The organism is Acidovorax sp. NO-1, from assembly GCF_000238595.1.
Lineage (GTDB): Bacteria > Pseudomonadota > Gammaproteobacteria > Burkholderiales > Burkholderiaceae_C > Acidovorax.
Map to the genome: position 1 here is coordinate 69,316 of NZ_AGTS01000083.1, position 17,084 is coordinate 86,399.

General features: G+C 65.2%; 16 protein-coding genes. 1 reads left to right on the forward strand and 15 read right to left on the reverse strand.

Translation table 11 applies throughout. From position 1 onward, the window contains the following. Positions 1-24: 24 nt before the first annotated feature. The 3 genes from KYG_RS13155 to KYG_RS13165 all read right to left on the reverse strand — a co-directional run bounded on the left by KYG_RS13155 (position 25) and on the right by KYG_RS13165 (position 1,683). Positions 25-495, reverse strand: a complete 471-nt coding sequence (locus tag KYG_RS13155; RefSeq protein ID WP_008905400.1) for a luciferase family protein — start codon at positions 493-495, stop codon at positions 25-27. A 111-nt stretch (positions 496-606) separates the two neighbouring features. After that, entirely contained in the window at positions 607-1,434 is an 828-nt protein-coding gene (locus KYG_RS13160) for a class III extradiol ring-cleavage dioxygenase (RefSeq protein ID WP_034694537.1), read from the reverse strand. Between the two features lie 9 nt (positions 1,435-1,443). Then, positions 1,444-1,683 carry a CDGSH iron-sulfur domain-containing protein gene (locus KYG_RS13165; protein ID WP_008905402.1) on the reverse strand — a complete coding sequence of 80 codons (240 nt, stop codon included), beginning with the start codon at positions 1,681-1,683 and terminating at the stop codon, positions 1,444-1,446. A gap of 189 nt (positions 1,684-1,872) precedes the next feature. Between KYG_RS13165 and KYG_RS13170 the strand changes: the two genes are divergently transcribed. Then, positions 1,873-2,784 (forward strand): LysR family transcriptional regulator, encoded by a 912-nt coding sequence (locus tag KYG_RS13170; protein WP_008905403.1) that lies wholly within the window; start codon positions 1,873-1,875, stop codon positions 2,782-2,784. Between the two features lie 66 nt (positions 2,785-2,850). Here the strand turns inward: KYG_RS13170 and KYG_RS13175 are convergent, their stop codons facing one another. The 12 genes from KYG_RS13175 to KYG_RS13230 all read right to left on the reverse strand — a co-directional run bounded on the left by KYG_RS13175 (position 2,851) and on the right by KYG_RS13230 (position 17,081). Then, entirely contained in the window at positions 2,851-3,828 is a 978-nt protein-coding gene (locus KYG_RS13175) for an acyl-CoA dehydrogenase family protein (protein WP_008905404.1), read from the reverse strand. Positions 3,829-3,843: 15 nt separating this feature from the next. Then, complete coding sequence (locus tag KYG_RS13180) at positions 3,844-5,013, reverse strand: acyl-CoA dehydrogenase family protein (protein ID WP_008905405.1); 1,170 nt, start codon at positions 5,011-5,013, stop codon at positions 3,844-3,846. 60 nt (positions 5,014-5,073) lie between these two features. Continuing rightward, a complete protein-coding gene (locus KYG_RS13185) occupies positions 5,074-6,243 on the reverse strand; it encodes an acyl-CoA dehydrogenase family protein (RefSeq protein ID WP_008905406.1) in 1,170 nt (389 codons plus the stop codon). Next, positions 6,243-7,667, reverse strand: a complete 1,425-nt coding sequence (locus KYG_RS13190; RefSeq protein ID WP_008905407.1) for an MmgE/PrpD family protein — start codon at positions 7,665-7,667, stop codon at positions 6,243-6,245. Before KYG_RS13190 ends, KYG_RS13185 begins: the two co-directional genes overlap by 1 nt. 33 nt (positions 7,668-7,700) lie before the next feature. Then, on the reverse strand, positions 7,701-8,351 hold the full coding sequence (gene can / locus KYG_RS13195) for a carbonate dehydratase (protein WP_034694598.1): 651 nt from the start codon (positions 8,349-8,351) through the stop codon (positions 7,701-7,703). Between the two features lie 20 nt (positions 8,352-8,371). Beyond that, positions 8,372-9,160: an enoyl-CoA hydratase/isomerase family protein gene (locus tag KYG_RS13200; RefSeq protein ID WP_008905409.1), complete on the reverse strand. Its 789-nt coding sequence runs from the start codon at positions 9,158-9,160 to the stop codon at positions 8,372-8,374. A gap of 92 nt (positions 9,161-9,252) precedes the next feature. Further along, positions 9,253-10,173 carry an MBL fold metallo-hydrolase gene (locus KYG_RS13205; protein ID WP_008905410.1) on the reverse strand — a complete coding sequence of 307 codons (921 nt, stop codon included), beginning with the start codon at positions 10,171-10,173 and terminating at the stop codon, positions 9,253-9,255. Positions 10,174-10,255: 82 nt separating this feature from the next. Next, on the reverse strand, positions 10,256-12,259 hold the full coding sequence (locus KYG_RS13210; RefSeq protein ID WP_008905411.1) for a biotin carboxylase N-terminal domain-containing protein: 2,004 nt from the start codon (positions 12,257-12,259) through the stop codon (positions 10,256-10,258). A gap of 1 nt (position 12,260) precedes the next feature. After that, positions 12,261-13,061, reverse strand: coding sequence for an enoyl-CoA hydratase/isomerase family protein (locus tag KYG_RS13215; RefSeq protein ID WP_034694601.1), 801 nt, complete (start codon positions 13,059-13,061; stop codon positions 12,261-12,263). A gap of 8 nt (positions 13,062-13,069) precedes the next feature. Further along, positions 13,070-14,230 carry an acyl-CoA dehydrogenase family protein gene (locus tag KYG_RS13220; RefSeq protein WP_034694541.1) on the reverse strand — a complete coding sequence of 387 codons (1,161 nt, stop codon included), beginning with the start codon at positions 14,228-14,230 and terminating at the stop codon, positions 13,070-13,072. Positions 14,231-14,256: 26 nt separating this feature from the next. After that, on the reverse strand, positions 14,257-15,450 hold the full coding sequence (locus KYG_RS13225; protein WP_008905414.1) for a CaiB/BaiF CoA-transferase family protein: 1,194 nt from the start codon (positions 15,448-15,450) through the stop codon (positions 14,257-14,259). A gap of 23 nt (positions 15,451-15,473) precedes the next feature. Continuing rightward, positions 15,474-17,081: an acyl-CoA carboxylase subunit beta gene (locus KYG_RS13230; protein WP_034694543.1), complete on the reverse strand. Its 1,608-nt coding sequence runs from the start codon at positions 17,079-17,081 to the stop codon at positions 15,474-15,476. Positions 17,082-17,084 lie beyond the last annotated feature (3 nt).

The following is a 17,084-nucleotide window of genomic DNA, read 5'->3' on the forward strand; positions in this document are numbered from 1 at the left end:
GGGCAGGATGTGGCCCCGGATTTTTCACGCCTCTGACGATGTCGCCGCAGTATGCGACGCCGTCAGCAAATCGCAAACCACCTGCAGTTCCTCGTCGTCACGCGGCCCATAGACCATCACGATGTTCCCGGGCAGGCCATATTGACCCGCCAGCGGATGCAACTCCGCCCAGCCGTTTTCGATGACCTGGGGAACGATCTCGGGCGGCAAGGTCATGTGCAGACTGCCGTCACTGGGCGGGTGGATGTGGGCGAACTCCTTGCCGAACATGAAGGCGCCGAAGGACTGGCATCCGCATCGCGGTAAATAAAAAGCACGCGCTCCGGGAACAGACACCTGGCTCGGACCAACTTCCACGCTGCCCAGGGACTGCCCCCTCTCGAAAACCAGCTCTTGCAGTTCTACCGGCGCATTCTGTTCAAGCTGCGTGTGCGGGTCGCTTGGCGTCGTTTGTGGGCGAGCGCCACGGCGCTGATGGCTGAGATAACTTGTCATGCGGTTCTCCGTCTTCGCACTTCATCGTTTGTTGCTGTACACCTGCCGCGAGGGTAACCGGCAACACCCCTCCGGCGACAAGCGCCTACCGGCCCAGCAAGCCACCGCCACTCAGACCCCGCCTTCCTGGCCGAACCTGAAGCTGGAGACGGTGACGCCGCCAAAGAAGCCTTCCTCGTGGTACACGCACACGGTTTCATCATGCCCGGCGGCACCCACCGCCACCATCAGGGGCAGCAGATGGTCTTCTTGCGGATGGGCCACGCGGGCGGCCGGCGCGTCTTGCCAGTCGATCAGCCGCTGCTCACGCTGGTGCGGCTCGGTGGTGATCAAGGTCTGCTGCAGCCAGTCGTCGAATTGCATTGACGGCCCTGCGGCGGACGGCCCCATGCGGCGCGTGTTGTCGTAGCTCAGCCCGCTGCCGACGATCAGCACGCCCTGCTCGCGCAGCGGCGCCAGGGCACGGCCGACGGCCAAATGCTCTGCCGGGTCATAGCCCGCGCGCAGTGACAGTTGCACGACCGGCACATCGGCCAGCGGGTACATCACCACCAGCGGCGCGAAGCTGCCGTGATCGAACCCGCGCTGGGCATCGAGCCGCGCCGAGAACCCTGCGGTCTGGATCAACTGCCGCGCCTGCTCGGCCAGCGCTGGCAGGCCCGGAGCCAGGTACTGGACATGGTAGGTATGCTCGGGGAAGCCAGCGTAGTCGTAAACCATGGGAGGCCGTTCGGCGGCCATCACGGTGAACTCGCGCTCCTCCCAATGGGCGGAGATCACGAGCACCGCCTTCGGTCGCTCGCCGAGCTGGCGCGGCATGTCCCGCAGGGACTGCGCCAGACGGTCGTACATGCCGTTGGACTGCGCCATCATGTATCGCCAGGGCCCACCGCCGTGTGAGATGAAGTAGGTCGGCAATCGCTCCGTTGTCACGGGCATGGTCCGCTCTTACAGAGCTTTATGCGTGCCGTCGCAAAGCGCGCCGTTCTTGCTTTGCTTGCAGCCGCAAAAATAGACAGTCTTGCTTTCGTCGGCGCTGTAGTTGGTCGGCACGAACTCGCCGCCCTTGTGGCTGCCGTCGCAGAACGGCTGCGATTTGCTGAGACCGCAGGCACACCAGTAGTAGTCCTTGCCTTTTTCCACGTCGATTGCGAACGGCGTGGTGGCGGCGATATGCGGCTTACTCATGTTGAGCTCCTGAGGATGATTAAGAAGTGATACGGCATTGGTTGAAGGCATCAACGAAAGCGCGGCTGATGGGCAGCCTCTTTGAGACTGGATGTCTACCCGACTGACCATGAGGAATAGCTTAATGTTTAATTTTGGTTAATCAATAGCTGTATTATTAACACATCATTTCCTCACAAGAAACCATAAATGGATCGTCTGACCAGCCTTCGCGTTTTCAGGGAAGTGGTCGAGGCTGGCAGCTTTTCCCGCGCCGCGGCGCGCCTCACCATGTCCGCTCCGATGGCCAGCAAGCATGTCGCCCAGCTCGAACGAGACCTCGGTGCGAGGTTGCTGCACAGGACCAGCCGCAAGCTCAGCCTGACGGAGGCCGGCGCGATGTACTACGCACAATGCCGCGAGGCGCTCGACACGCTGCAGGCTGCCGAAGCGGCGCTTCGGCAAAGCGCGCAGGCACCACGCGGACAATTGAAAATCAGCGCGCCCGTCTGGTGTGCAAACCGGCATTTCGCCAGCGTACTGGCGGCCTACCGCAACACCTATCCGGAGGTGCTGGTCGACATGCGACTGGAGAACCGCAAGATCGACCTGGTCGCCGACGGCTACGACCTCGCGCTGCGCGCCACGCGCGAACTGTCCCCGGCGCTGATTGCACGGCCGATTTGTCCCGTGCAGTTCCACCTGGTCGCAACCCCGGCTTACCTGAAGCGCGAAGGCTCTCCGCGCAGACCCTCCGATCTGGTCAGGTGCAGCGCCGTGGTACCCAACTACGTGAACCTCGATGGCCTCGAAATGCAGGGACCTGCCGGCAAGGCGCGGATCAAGCTGAATGCGGTGATGCGCTCGGACGACAGCACGCTCACCTATCACGCGATGCACGCCGGCATGGGCATGGCGTTCCTCCCCGAATGGACGGTCGACGACGATCTGGCCGCGGGCTGCCTCGCGCGCGTGCTGCCGACCTACACGGTGCCCCCTTTCACGCTGTATGCGGTTTACACGAATCGGCAGTACGTGACACCCAAGCTGAGAACCTTCATCGACTTCTTCAGTGAAGCGCTTGGCGGGGGCAAGTCGTTAGCGCAACAGCCGGATCGATGAACCGAAACTGTTGCAAGCCCCGGGTGTCGATCACTTCGCCGCTGATCGTGGGCACAAAAGCGGCGGCTAAACAGACCGCACAAAATCAACGATGGACACATCGGCAGAAAGCACGCGCTGGCCGATCAACACATTCCAGTGCGCCTCCGAGCCATGCGCCATGCGCCACTCGTGCAGGCGCCGGGTCAGCAATTGCAGGTCGTATTCTTCCGCAATACCGATAGCGCCGTGCAGTGCATGCGCGATGGAGGCGACCAGAACCGCCGCCTCACTGGTGCGGGACTTGGCCATCGCTGCGGCGAGCAGGGACGGTGCCGCAGCGTCGGTGTGGAAGGCCGCTTCGGCTGCCATCGAGGCAGCAGCCACATGTTCGGCCATGACGCTCAACTGGTGCTGCACCGCCTGGAACTTGCCCAGGGTTTTGCCGAACTGGATGCGGTCATTGCAGTGTTTCAGTGTCATTTCGAACACACGGGTCATGGCCCCGCTGAGCACGGCGGCGTGCAAGGCCGCCGCGAACGTCGGCAGCAGCGGGCCAGCGCCGGGCACGTGCGTCGCGACGCGCGCATCGGACCAGCGCAGGGTGGCCGTCAGGCTCCCGTGCACGCCGCTTGCTTCACGCTGCGCCGCTGCGCAGTGCAGCAGCAACAAGGCATCACCATCTTGGGCCAGCACGAAATCCGCCAGCATGCCGTAAGGTGTGAAAGAGCACACGATAGCGCCACCGGCCTCGCGCCGCAACGCAGCGCCCAGCGTAATCATGCCGCTGGGCATCGCAAACTGCGACCCCAGCAGCGCTCGCGCCACAATCGTCTGCGCCACCGGCACCGGCACCGTGTAGCGGCCGAAGCTGCACAGTATCGGGAACAGATCGGCCAGCGGGAGGCCGGCACCGCCAGCGTCCTCGGACGCCAGCAGTTCGAGGAAGCCGGCACCTTGCAGCGCCTGCCACAGCTTAAGCGGCGAGCCGCCCGCTTCAATCGCGCGCACCACGGCGGGCGTGCACTGGTCCTGGAGGATATCTTCAATCGCTTGTGCAAACATGGAATGCTTTCTTTTTCAGCGCAGACCCAGACCGCGCGCGATCATGCCGCGCAGGATCTCGCGCGTGCCGCCGCGCAGGGAATAGGTGGGCGCCATCTGGCTCACATAAGCCACGGCGCGGTACAACTCGGCATCGACCAGGGCGTCCGGGTCCATGGCGAGGGCGGCTTCGATCACAGAGGGAATGCTCTGCTCGAATTCGGTGCCAATGTCCTTGACCAGGGCCGCTTCGACCAACGGGCTGTCCCCGTTGACGAGCTTGGCCGTGACGGCGATCGACATGTTGCGCAGCGTGGCCAGGTGCGTGGCGAAACGCCCGATGGTGGCGGCATGGACCGAGACCGCCGGTGTCTTGCGCAGGCAGGTGATCCAGTGCTCCAGCAGCACGATGCTGGAGTACACCCGCTCCGGGCCGCTGCGCTCGAAGGCCAGTTCGGCATTGACTTGCGCCCAGCCGCTGCCTTCATGGCCGATCAACGCGTCGTCGGTCAGCAGCACGTTGTCGAAGAACACTTCGGAAAAATGTGCATCACCCGCCAGGTCACGGATCGGGCGCACCGTCACGCCGGGCAATGCCAGATCGACAATGAACTGCGACAAGCCTTTTTGCCGGTCCTGCGGCTCGCCCGACGAGCGCACCAGCGCGATCATGTAGTGGCAGTGCTGCGCGTTGGTGGTCCATATCTTGCGGCCGTTCAGCCGCCAGCCGCTTGAACCGTCAATTTGGCAGCGCGTGGCCCGCGTGCCGACGCTGGCGAGGTCGGAGCCGGCATTGGGCTCACTCATGCCGATGCAGAAAAACGCCTCGGCGGCGCAGATTTTCGGCAGGTAGAACTGGCGTTGCGCCTCCGTGCCGAACTTGAGGATCAAGGGCCCGCTCTGGCGGTCGGCGATCCAGTGCGCGGAAACCGGGGCGCCGGCGGCCAGCAGTTCTTCCACCAGCACGAAGCGCGAGAAGGCGTCCAGGCTGGCGCCACCGTATTGCGCCGGCAAGGTCACGCCGACCCAGCCCCGTGCGGCCAGCTTCTTGCTGAAAGCGGCATTGAAACCCATCCATGAACGGGCCCGGATGTCGGCGGGCATTGGCTCAAAACTGGATTGGAGAAAGGCCTTCACCTCGGCGCGAAATGAATTCGTCCCGGCGGGCAGGGCGGCGAACCGGAAAGCGGACAGCAGGTTGTTCAAGAAATTTTCCTCCGAGGGGTTCATTCACCGCCGAGTTGAGGCGCCGCCCCAGGCGATACATCAGATCGGGCTGCGCTCCACCAGCTGGGCGGAAATGATCAGGCGCTGCAATTCGTTGGTGCCCTCGCCGATGCACAGCAGCGGCGCATCGCGGTAGTAGCGCTCGACATTCATTTCCTTCGAGTAGCCATAAGCCCCGTGGATGCGCAAGGCCTCCATCGAGTTCTCGACCGCCGCCTCGCTGGCGAACAGCTTGGCCATGCCGGCTTCCATGTCGCAACGCTGGCCGGCGTCATAAGCCCGCGCGGCCTGTTCAACCAGCAGACGCGCCGCCTCCGCCCGGGTGGCCATGTCGGCCAGCTTGAGTTGGATCGCCTGGTGTTCGCAGATCGGCTTGCCGAAGGTGCGACGCAGTTGGGCATAGGCTACCGACTCCTCCAGGCAGGCGCGCGCCACACCCACGCCGCGCGCAGCCACATTGATGCGCCCAAGTTCCAGTCCGCCCATCACGTGCTTGAAACCCTGTCCCTCCACGCCACCGACCAAGTTGGCGGCCGGCACGCGAAAGTTGTCGAACACCAGCTCGGCGCTGTCGATGCCCTTGTAGCCGAGCTTTTCCAGCTTCTTGGTGGACGTGAAGCCCGGGCCCTTCTCGCAGATGAACAGGCTCATGCCGCGATGGCGCGGTTGCGCTTCGGGGTCGGTCTTGACCAGCACGGCAAAGACCTGGCCATGGATGCCGTTGGATATCCAGGTCTTGGTGCCGTTGATGACGTAATGGTCGCCGTCGCGGCGCGCCACCGTGCGCACCGCCTGCAAGTCGGTGCCGCAATCGGGCTCGGTCAGCGCCAACCCGCCGCGCAGTTCGCCGCTGGCAAAGCGCGGCAAAAAATGCTGGCGCTGCGCCACGGTGCCGTTGCGCTGCACGCAGGCGGCCATTATGAGGTGCGAGTTGATGATGCCCGACACCGACATCCAGACCCGCGCGATGCGCTCCACCACCTTGGCATAGGTGCTGGCCGACAGGCCCAGGCCGCCGTACTCCTCGCGGATGATGCAGCCGAACAGGCCCATCTCGCGCATGCCGGCCACAATGTCGGCCGGCCATTCGTCGGCATGCTCGAGCCGCTGCGCCACCGGCTTGATCTCGCGGTCCACAAAGCGTTCGACGGCGTCGAGCACCATATTTTCTTTTTCGGCATCAAAGGCCACGGACTGGCTGGTCGTCATCAGAGGGTTCCGGAAGTGTTGGAATGGGTCAGGGTCTGCGCCAGGACGGCGGCATCTGGGGCGCGGTCGGCTGTCAGCAGCGCGTCGAGCAGGCGTAGCGCCTGCTCGCGCGGCAAGGTCAGTAGCGCATTGCCCATGAATTTGGCTTCGATGTCAGCGGCCGTGATGGGGCGCCCCGGCGCGCCGCGGTGCGCGGCCTCGCGGTGGCGCAGCTCGCGCCCATCGTGCGTGCGCACGCGCAGCTCGCCGGAAAAGAAGGTGGGGTAATCGGCATCGGGGTCGGCCGCGTGTTCGATGCGGTCAGCCAGCGCCTGCACCTGCGGGTCGCTCAGGTTGGCGGCATCCAGTTCGGCCAGCCCCAGCTCGCCGCGCAGCAGGGCCAGCGCGACCAGATGGTGAATGCTGAACTGCGATTCATAGACGTTGGCCGGTCGCCGCTTGGCCGCCACCGGCTCGCACACCACCGGGTGCACCCCTTGCGGCAGCAGCACCTGTACCGAAGCGATCTCGTCAGTGCGCAGACCGGCCGCGCGCAGCGCCAGCGCGGCATCGATGCTGGCGTGCGTGAAGTGGCAGGTTGGATACAACTTGACCGCCACATCCATCAGTTCCCAGCGCTCGCCCAGGCCGCGCGCGCACAAGGACAAATCGGCGTTTAGGCCGCGCGCGGCCAGGTGACTGGCGTACAGACCAAAGCGGCCTTCATAGGGCTGCGACGGGCCGCGGAATCCGGCACCGGCCAACGCCGTGGCGGTCAGCCCGCTGACACCGGCCCAGCCCGAGTGCATGCGCTTGGTCCAGGCGCCGTCGCTCAGAAATTCCATGCTGCCTGATGCCATCGACAGCACCACGCCTTGCGCGTGCTCAAGGCCCGCCTGATCCAGTCCCATCAGCTTGCCGGCCGCCAGTGCGCACCCAAAAGCCCCCACCAGGCCAGTCGGGTGAAAGCCCACGTCGTGGAAGCGTCCCTGGGCCGCTGCACCCAGACGTGCCGCCACCTCGATCGCCAGCACATAGGTCATGATCATCTCGGCCCCGCTGGCATGCCGCTGCGCCGCCAGACCCAGCGCCAGCGGAAAGGCGCTGGCGCTGGGGTGGGTGATCGCGCCGGGGTGGGTGTCGTCGAAATCCAGCCCGTGGACCAGGATGCCATTCATCAGCACCGCATCGCGCAGCGGCAGGGGGGCAAAGGCACCCATGACGGCGCTGTCACCCGCACCGCCCAGGGCGTGCAAGCCGCGGTAAGCGCAGTGCGCGAAGTCGTGCTGGGACGAAGCCAAGGCGATGCCCAGTGCGTCGAGCATCAGCAGCTTGGCCTGTTCGACCACGGCTGCGGGCAGCATGTCTGGCGTCAGGCCGTGCGCGAAGGCGGCCAGTTGGGCGGCGATGCTGGGGGCAGGGAGGGTTGTCGTGTCGGCTGGCATGTGGAATAACCTTACTTGTATTCTTCGTATCACTCAGAGTGTGCCAAGCGCAGCAAGAGACTGGGCGTATTGCTTCTGCTGGTCCTGACCGCGGTTGACGCTGCCCCCGACCGGCCGCAGCAAGCCGTCGCGCAGGCCGTAGACCAACCCGTGCACCTCGACTTGCTGCCCGCACTCCCAGGCGCGGCGCAGGGTGGTGGTGCGGCACACGTTGCTGACCTGCTCGATCACGTTCATCTCGCAAAGCCGCGCTGCGCGCTCGTCAACGCTGGAAATGCCGTCGAACCGATCAGCGTGTTTGCGCGCCACGTCCTCCAGATGGCGCAGCCAGTTCTCGGCCAGACCGGTGCGGCGCTGTTCTATCACCGCCTGCACGCCGCCGCAGCCGTAGTGGCCCACCACGAGAACATGCTCGACCTTCAACACCTCGACCGCATACTGCAGAACCGTCAGGCAGTTCAGATCGGAGTGCACCACCAGGTTGCCGACGTTGCGGTGCACGAACACCTCGCCAGGCCGCAGGCCCAGAATTTCGTTGGCCGGCACCCGGCTGTCGGAACAGCCGATCCACAGGTAGCGCGGCATCTGCTGGTGCGCCAGCCGCTCGAAGTACTGCGGATCTTCCGCAGCGCAGCGCGCCGACCAGGCACGGTTGTTCTCCAGCAGAGGGGCCAGGCTGGACATGGCATCTCCACGGAGCGACATCAACGCCCCTTCCACACCGGCTTGCGCTTCTCGGCGAAGGCACGCGGACCTTCCTGCGCGTCCTCGCTGGCGTAAGCGGCACGGTAGATGTTGTGGGCCAGCGCCATACCGGCCTCGCAGCCGGCGCTCATCGCCGTCATGATCGATTCCTTGCCCGCCATCACCGACAGCGGCGCGTTGTCGCGGATGCGTTCGGCCAATGCGGTGGCGCGAGCGCGCACGGCATCCGGCGTGTCTTCCAGGTAGTTGATGAAACCGAGCCCATGAAAGGTTTCGATCGGATACAGGTCGCCGGTCAGCACCATCTCCATCAGCAGCGGCTGCGGCAGCATCCACAGCAGGGGAATGGCCCACGGGCTACCGCGCCCGGCGATGCGGGTTTCGGTGATGCCGACCTGCGTGCCCTTGAGGCCGACGCGCAAATCCGAGTTCAGGCTCAGCATCATGCCGCCGGCAATCAGGTGCCCGGTCATGGCCGCGATGATGGGCTTGGCCACACGGCGCTGGCGGCCATGGAACGGGTCCTTCATCTTGGTCAGGATGTCCACGCCTTCTTCCTTCTTGACACGCGAAGCCTCACGCAGGTCGAGCCCGGCGCAGAAGGTGCCGCAGTCGGCAGAAGTCAGGATTGCCACGCGTATGTTTTTGTCGGCATCGACTTCACCCCACAGATCGTGCAGCCGGTTGGCGGCGGCCGGTGACAGCGCGTTACGCATCTCGGGGCGGTTGATCTTCACGGTGGCAATGCCATCGCGCACTTCGTACAAAACCGTTTCTGCTTCACTCATATCCTGATCTCCTGTTAAAAAATTGCTTGCTCTGCACATACGAACGCTGATTCGTCAGCGCCTTCGTCGCATGATTCACTCCGTGACCGATTTCACGCGTTGTAGACCATGTCACCTTCTCTTCGTGCGGCTGCTGAACGCACAAGCTCTTGCGTCAACTGCTCCATCCAGCGGTCGATGGGAACAGAAGGAACAAACCTCTGGTGAATGAGCTGGAAGTAGCGGGTGTTGGCGGCCCAGTCGACAAAATCGGCAAAAGGCAGTTGCTGCTGATCCAGCAATTTGAACTTCAGCAACACCTTGACTGCGTGGTGCGCATGTCGGTCAGGGCTCTTGACAAAGGCGTTGAGGCGCGCGCGCGCGTAGGCCAGCACCTCGGCGCGGTAGCGGAATACCGGGCCGTGGCCAGGAATGACCCAGCACGGGTCAAGCCGCTCGATCAGGTCGAAGGTGGCGGCCACTTCGTCGAATGCGGCGTCGCCCTCAAGCTCCGGAAACACCACGCCGAAGCCTTTTTCCCACAAGGCATCTGCCGAGATCAGGGTTTGGGACTGCGGCTCAAACAGAATGACTGAATGGGGATCGTGGCCCGGCGCCGCATGAATTTGCCACGCCGTGTCGGCCAGCTGAATTTCCGTGCCAGGTAAAAGAAGACCGTCGAACTTGAACCGGGGGCAGTGTTGCCCGGATGGCACATAGTTCAGGGCGACGGGGTCCCATGACGAGACAAGTGATGCATGGCCTGGCGGAATGAGGGTTTGAAGTTCTGGGTAATTGCCCTGGAGGACGGCATTGCCGCCGCAGTGGTCGCTGTGTAGATGCGTGTTGAGCAGCAAGTCCAGCGGACCCTGCTGCAAAGCGGCGCTGACCAGCCCGGTCGTTAGTTCCGCGTGCGTGCTGTAGCCACTGTCAACGAGTGCGCTGGACTGTGCTCCGATGAACAAAATATTGTTCGAGGACAGCCAGCCGCGCTCAAAAACCTGAATACCGTTCGGAAGTTGGATGCCGGTCATGGGCCGTCTCGGGCACGTCATTTTGAGCAGTGGATAACACCAGGTTTGCAAAGAGGGGCGCGCATGCTGGATTTGCTGCCGCTCATTCCGCGGCGCCCTCGGACTCAACCACGGCCACCACCAGGCCGCGCTCGACCATCTGCCCGGGCTGCACCGACAGCGAGCGCACCACGCCATCGTGATCGGCGTTGATGCGCATCTCCATCTTCATCGACTCCATCGTCGCCACCACGTCGCCGGCACGTACCCGCTCGCCAACCTCCACATGGGTCTTCAGGATCATTCCCATCATCGGCGTGCGCAACTGTCCGCTGGCCTGGCGGCCAGTGGCGACCTGGCTGAGGTAGGAGGTCACGCCGATGGCGTGGGCGGTGCCGCCGCTCTGCACAAACACGGTATCGTCGCTGCGCACGATGGTCAGTACCTCATGACAATCCCCTATGCGCAAACGCCAATCGCTCCCGGCGCTGGCGGTCAGCGCCAGGCGAACCCGTTCGGTGCCGATTTGCACCGTTACTTCGGACTCGGGCGAGACGGCGCCGAACCGGGCTTCGTGTGTTGTTCCTCCCGAGCGCAGCAACAGCGCCGGAACCGGCGTGAGCCGATCGTCGCCAGCGTGCATCTGCCAACCCGTCACGTCCAAGGCCGACCAGGCTCCGAATGGCTTGCTGCTGCGCCGCGCATCGAGCAACCACCAGGCCGCCGCTGCAGCCAGCCGCTCCAGCGGCGCGCTACCCGTGCCCTGACCCCCCTCTGCCAGCACCTCGTCAATCAGACGGGTGTGGAAGCTGGCGTCTAGCGTTGCAGGCAGGGCCAGCAGACGCTGCAGAAAAGCGCAATTGGTTTCGACGCCGTGCACCTGGGTATCGCCCAGCGCCCCACTCAGACGGTCCAGCGCAGCCTCGCGCGTGGGCGCATGAACGATCAGCTTGGCCAGCATCGAGTCGTAGTAGGGCGTGACCACCATGCCGGCCCGCACCCCCGATTCAACCCGCACACCCGAAGTCGGGAACCGCACCGCGATCAGTTCGCCGGTGGATGGCAGGAAATTTTGCGCTGCGTCTTCAGCGCAGACCCGCGCCTCAATCGCGTGGCCGCGCACCTGCACTTCGCTCTGACGCAAGGGCAAGCCCTCGCCGGCGGCAATGCGCAGCATGATCTCGACCACATCCAGCCCGGTCACCTCCTCGGTCACCGGATGCTCAACTTGCAGCCGCGGGTTGACTTCGAGAAAATGGTGACGGTCGCCCTGCACGATGAATTCCACCGTGCCGACACCGCGATAGCGCAGTCGCTGCCCCAGGCGCACCGCGTCACCGAGCATCGCCTCGCGCAGCGCCGGGGCGAGATTCACCGCTGGCGCCTCTTCGATGACTTTCTGATGACGCCGCTGCAGCGTGCATTCGCGCTCGAACAGGTGAATCACTTCGCCATGGCCATCGCCGACGATCTGCACCTCGATGTGGCGCCCGCGCTCGACAAAGGCTTCGACGATCAACGCCGCGTCGCCAAAGGAACTTTTGGCTTCGCGCATGGCCGACTCGATGGCCTCCATCAGCCCGTCCAATTGCTGCACCACCCGCATGCCCTTGCCGCCGCCACCGGCGGCCGCTTTCAGAATCACCGGCAGTGGCAGGCCGCGTACGGTGGCCGCCACTTCAGCCGCGTCGCGGCTGGGCAGCTCGCTGCCGCCGAGCACGGCCACGCCAGCGGCGCGGGCCTCGCGCTTGGCCGACGCCTTGTCGCCCAGGCGCTCAATGACCTCGGGCGTCGGGCCGACGAAGACGAGGCCGGCTGCCTCGACCGTGCGCGCGAAGACCGCGTTTTCGGCCAGAAAGCCAAAACCAGGATGAATGGCCTGCGACCCGGTCCGCCGGGCCGCATCGATCACCGCATCAATGCGCAGGTAGCTCTCGGCTGGCGTTGCCCCACCGATTTCGATCGACTCGCCGATCAGGTCAACGTGCAGCGCATCGCGATCAGCACTCGAATGCACACCGGCCACTGCAATACCGAGGCGCCGGCAGGTGTGTGCAATGCGGCAGGCGATTTCGCCGCGGTTGGCGATCAGGATTTTTTTGAACATGTCAGAGTCCGCTCCAGCGCGGTGGGCGCTTTTCATTGAAGGCCTTCACGCCCTCCAGCCTGTCGGCCGAGGACACCAGCACGTTGTAGGCGGCGATGTCGAGCATGTAGCCGCTGTGGAAGTCAATCTCGCCGCCGCGCGAGGCGGCGAGTTTGGCGTAGTGGGTGGCCATCGGTGCGGCCAGCACGATGTCGCGCGCGTCGGCGACTGCGGCGGCCAGCGCCGTACCCGGCTCGGCAAGGTCGGTGACCATGCCCCATTCGGCGGCTTCTTCGGCCGAGAAGCGGCGCGCGGTGAACAGCAGCTTCTTGGCGCGCCGCGCACCGACGGCGCGCACGAGGTTCTGGATACCCCCGCCGCCGGGCATGATGCCGCGCCGCAGCTCGGGCAGCGAAAATACCGCAGCGCGCGAAGCGACGATGTAGTCACACATCAACGCCAGTTCGCCGCCGCCGCCATGTGCGTGGCCTTCGACGGCGGCGATCACCGGTTGCGGGAAATCCTTGACCGCCAGCAACACCTCTTCGGCGAGCTGGTGTTGGCGCCGCCATTGACCGTCGGTCATGCCGTCGCGCTGCTTGAGGTCGCCGCCGGCCGAGAAAGCTCGTTCACCGGCGCCGGTGATGATCAGCACACGCAGGCCGTCGTCGAAGGCCAGTTCGTGCAGGGCGTTGCGCAGGTCGACGAACATCTGCGTGTTCATCGCGTTCATCACCTCGGGGCGGTTGAGCACCAGGCAGCGGATGCCGTCCTCCGGTGCGGTGCCCGGCGCGGGGTGGATCAGCAGGGTTTCGTGGTGCATCTGGGCCATCAGTAAGAGCGGGGCATACCCAGCAGATGCTCGGCCACCTGCGCCAGCACCAGGTTGTTGGAGATCGGCGCGGTGCGGAACAGCCGGCTCTCTTTCCATTTGCGCTCGATGTCGTACTCGCAGGCCACGCCATAGCCGCCGAAGGTGGTCATGGCCGCCTCGGCTGCCTCCCAGGCGGCTTCGCTGGCCAGGTACTTGACCATGGTCGCTTCGCGCCCGCAGGGCAGGCCGGCGTCGAACAGCGTCGCGGCCTTGTTGCGCATCAGTTCGGCGGCCTCGATGTTCATGTGGGCGCGCGCGATCGGAAACTGCACGCCCTGGTTGGCGCCGATCGGGCGGTCGAAGACGACACGCTCGCTGCCGTAGCGCGCGGCCTTGCCGACGAACCAGTGGCCGTCGCCGATGGCCTCGCTGGCCACCAGCAGCCGCTCGGAATGCAGCGAATCCAGCAGGTAGTAAAAGCCCTTGCCTTCCTCGCCGATGCGGTCGTCGTCGCTCAGTTCGAGGTTGTCGATGAAGACCTGGAAGGTGTGGTGATTGATCATCGTGCGGATCGGCGTGGCCTTGAGCGACGCGCCCGCCTTCTTGATGTCGATCAGGAACAGGCTCAGGCCATCGGTCTTCATCTTCACCGCGTCGATCGGCGTGGTGCGCGCGATCAGCAGATACATGTGCGAGTGGCTGTAGCGCGAGGTCCAGATCTTCTGGCCGTTGACGACGTAGCCGCCCGGCACCTTGCGCGCGAAGGTCTTGATCGCCAGCGTGTTGGAGCCGGCGTCGGGCTCGGTCACGCCGAAGGCCTGCAGCCGCAGGCTGCCGTCGGCGATGCGCGGCAGCGTGCGGCGTTTCTGTGCCTCGGAGCCGTGGCGCATGATCGACGCCATCGTGTACATCTGCGCATGGCAGTGCACCGCGCTGCCGCCGTTCTGGTTGATCTCCTGCAGGATCAGGCAGGCGTCGAGCAGCGGCAACCCGGCGCCGCCGTATTCCTCGGGGATCAGCGCGGCCAGCCAGCCGGCCTTGGCCATCGCGTCGACGAAGGCTTCCGGATAGGCGCCGTCCTGCGCGCACTGGCGCCAGTATTCGGGGCCGAAGCCCTTGCACAGCTCCTTGACGGCGGCGCGGATCTGGCCCTGGGTCTCGGTGTAGTCGAAGTTCATGGGGATGTTGGCCTTGTTTGTCTGTGTCAATTGACGACGCCTTGCTGTCGCAGCGCCGCCAGTTCATCGGCCTGCAGGCCCAGCGCTGTCAACACCTCGTTGGTGCTCGCGCCCAGCACGGGCGGCGGCGGGCCGCTGCGCCCGCGCCGGCCCTGCGAACTGAAGGGCAGGCCCATGGTCTGGTGTTGCGGCGCGCCCGGCAGCGGCAGCGCGCCCAGCATGGCGACCGCTTGCACCTGTTCGTGCGCCAGCATCTGGGCCACGTCGTGCATCTCGCTGCAGGGCGCACCGGCCGCGCGCAGCGCCGCCACGCAGTCGGCGGTGCTGCGCTGCCGGGTGCGCGCTTCGAGCTCGGCGTGCAGCGCCTCGCGATGGCCGATGCGCGCCGAAATGTCGATGAAGCGCGGGTCCTGCGCCAGCTCTGGGCAAGCCAGCGCGCTGCAAACGCAGCTGAACAGCCGGTCGTTCGCTGCAGCAATGAAGACCTTACCGTCGGCGCTGTCGAAGAGCTCGTAGGGCGCCATCATCGCCATCGCCGAACCCATCTTGCGCGGTAGGCGCTGGGTGGCCAGGTAGTTCGCCACCGGCACCGTCATCCACGACAGCCCGGTCTCGAGCAGGCTGGCGTGCACGCGCATGCCTTCGCCCGTTGTGGCGCGGCGCAGCAGCGCGGCCAGGATGGCCATCGTGGCCCACATGCCGGTGCCCATGTCGATGAGCGACACGCCGACGCGCGCCGGCTCGTCACCTTCGTGGCCGCTGACGCTCATGATGCCGGTGAAGGCCTGCATCAGCGGGTCGTAGCCGGGCAGCGCGCGCATCGGGCCGACCTCGCCGAAGGCGCTGATCGCGCAGTACACGAGGCGCGGATTGGTCGGTCGCAGGTGTTCGTCGCCGAGGCCGCGCGCTTCGGCGCTGCCGGGCTTGAGCGAATGCACCAGCACGTCGGCACCGGCCGCCAGGCGCGCAACCAGCTGCTGGCCGGCCGCGCTGTCGAGGTCGATGCAGACGCTCTTCTTGTTGCGGTTCAGCGCCACGAAGCCGGTCGAGACGCCGGCCACTTCGGGCGGTTTCCACTGGCGCGCATCGTCGCCGCTGCCGGGGCGTTCGATCTTGATAACCTCGGCGCCGAGGTCGCCGAGGGTCTGGGTGCAAAACGGGCCGGCCACGTTTTGGGTCAGGTCGAGCACGCGGCAGCCGGAGAGAATGGCGTCGAGCATGTTCAATTCGGTGGGCCAAAGGATTACATGCGGAACACGCCGAAGTGCGTGTCGCGCGCCGGCACGCGGCCCGCCAGCTCCAGCAGCAAAGCCATGGTGTCGCGTGTTTCCAGCGGGTCAATCACCATGTCGCACCACAGGTTGGAGGCGTAGTTGTAGGGACTGGAAAAGCTCTCGAACTGCTCGCGTATCGGTTGCTTGAATTGCTCGCGTTCTTCGTCGCTCCAGCTAGTGCCCTCGCGCCGGTGGATGTTCTCGCGCACCAGGCCCAGGGTGGTGGCGGCCTGCTCTGGGCCCATCAGCGCGGCGCGGCCGGTAGGCCACATCATCATCACGTTGGGCTTGAACGGGCGCCCGCACATCGCCAGGTAGGCCGCCGCGTACGAGCCTCCGGTGATCAGCGTGTAGCGCGGCACGTTGGCCGAGGCCATGGCCGTCATGAACTTGGCGCCGTGCTTGGCAATGCCCTGCTGCTCCACGGCTTTGCCGACCATGAAGCCCGACACATCGGCCATGAACAGCAGCGGAATGTCGCGCTGGCAGCACAACTCAATGAAGTGCGCGCCCTTGAGCGCGCTCTCGGAGAAGATCACGCCGTTGTTGGCTAGAATGCCGATCTGAAAGCCCTTGATGCGAGCAAAGCCGCAGATCATGGTGTCGCCGTACAGGGGTTTGAACTCCTGCAGGTCACTGTCGTCGATCAACCGCAGCAGCACTTCGCGGTTGTCGGTCGGATGCCGGTTGTCGGCGCTGACAATGCCGTAGATCTCGCGCGGGTCATGGCGCGGCGGCAGCGGCGGCACCACGTCCCAGCGCTGCTTGGCTGCGGTACCGAGGTTGGCCACGATGCCGCGCACGATGGCGATGGCATGGCCATCGTTCTCGGCCAGGTGGTCAGTGACGCCGCTGATGCGGCTGTGCATCTCGCCGCCGCCCAGGGTTTCAATGTCAACCTCTTCCTTGGTGGCGGCGTACACCAGCTCGGGCCCGGCGAGGAACATCGCACCCTGGTTGCGCACGATCACCGCTTCGTCGCACAGCGCCGGGAGATAGGCGCCGCCGGCGGTAGACGGCCCGTGCACGGTCGCGATCTGGGTGATGCCCTCGGCCGACATGCGGATCTGGTTGTAGAAAATGGAGCCGAACTGGCCGTCGTCGGGGAAAATATGCGCCTGCTCCGGCAGGTTGGCGCCGCCCGACTGGACCATGGTGATGCACGGCAGCCGGTGCTGCCAGGCGAACATCTGGGCCCGCACATGCTTTTTAGCGGTGATGCCGTAGTAGGTGCCGCCCTTGACCGTGGCATCGTGGATCATCAGCATGCAGGCGCGCCCGCACACCAGCCCCACGCCGGTGATGATGCTGCCGCCCGGCGGCACGCCCTCGTACAGGCCGTCGCCGGCAAGCTGCCCGAACTCGAGGAAGGGCGAGCCGGGGTCGAGTACGGCAGCCAGGCGCTCGCGCGGCAGCAATTGCTTGCGCTTCTTGTGCAGCAGGCGCGCCTTTTCGGGGCCGCCGACCAGGGCACGCGTGCGGCGTTCATGCAGATCAACAATGCGCGCCTCGTAGGCTTCACGGTTGCGCTGGAACTCGGGCGAGTTCGGCGCGGCGGTGGATGTCATCAAGCTCATTTT

Coding starts and splice junctions, on each gene's coding strand:
- KYG_RS13205 (WP_008905410.1), bottom strand. CDS start 10,173: ATGACCGGCATCCAACTTCCGAACGGTATTCAGGTTTTTGAGCGCGGC.
- KYG_RS13160 (WP_034694537.1), bottom strand. CDS start 1,434: ATGCCCGTGACAACGGAGCGATTGCCGACCTACTTCATCTCACACGGC.
- can (WP_034694598.1), bottom strand. CDS start 8,351: ATGTCCAGCCTGGCCCCTCTGCTGGAGAACAACCGTGCCTGGTCGGCG.
- KYG_RS13190 (WP_008905407.1), bottom strand. CDS start 7,667: ATGCCAGCCGACACGACAACCCTCCCTGCCCCCAGCATCGCCGCCCAA.
- KYG_RS13185 (WP_008905406.1), bottom strand. CDS start 6,243: ATGACGACCAGCCAGTCCGTGGCCTTTGATGCCGAAAAAGAAAATATG.
- KYG_RS13220 (WP_034694541.1), bottom strand. CDS start 14,230: ATGAACTTCGACTACACCGAGACCCAGGGCCAGATCCGCGCCGCCGTC.
- KYG_RS13230 (WP_034694543.1), bottom strand. CDS start 17,081: ATGAGCTTGATGACATCCACCGCCGCGCCGAACTCGCCCGAGTTCCAG.
- KYG_RS13155 (WP_008905400.1), bottom strand. CDS start 495: ATGACAAGTTATCTCAGCCATCAGCGCCGTGGCGCTCGCCCACAAACG.
- KYG_RS13175 (WP_008905404.1), bottom strand. CDS start 3,828: ATGTTTGCACAAGCGATTGAAGATATCCTCCAGGACCAGTGCACGCCC.
- KYG_RS13170 (WP_008905403.1), top strand. CDS start 1,873: ATGGATCGTCTGACCAGCCTTCGCGTTTTCAGGGAAGTGGTCGAGGCT.
- KYG_RS13210 (WP_008905411.1), bottom strand. CDS start 12,259: ATGTTCAAAAAAATCCTGATCGCCAACCGCGGCGAAATCGCCTGCCGC.
- KYG_RS13165 (WP_008905402.1), bottom strand. CDS start 1,683: ATGAGTAAGCCGCATATCGCCGCCACCACGCCGTTCGCAATCGACGTG.
- KYG_RS13225 (WP_008905414.1), bottom strand. CDS start 15,450: ATGCTCGACGCCATTCTCTCCGGCTGCCGCGTGCTCGACCTGACCCAA.
- KYG_RS13215 (WP_034694601.1), bottom strand. CDS start 13,061: ATGCACCACGAAACCCTGCTGATCCACCCCGCGCCGGGCACCGCACCG.
- KYG_RS13200 (WP_008905409.1), bottom strand. CDS start 9,160: ATGAGTGAAGCAGAAACGGTTTTGTACGAAGTGCGCGATGGCATTGCC.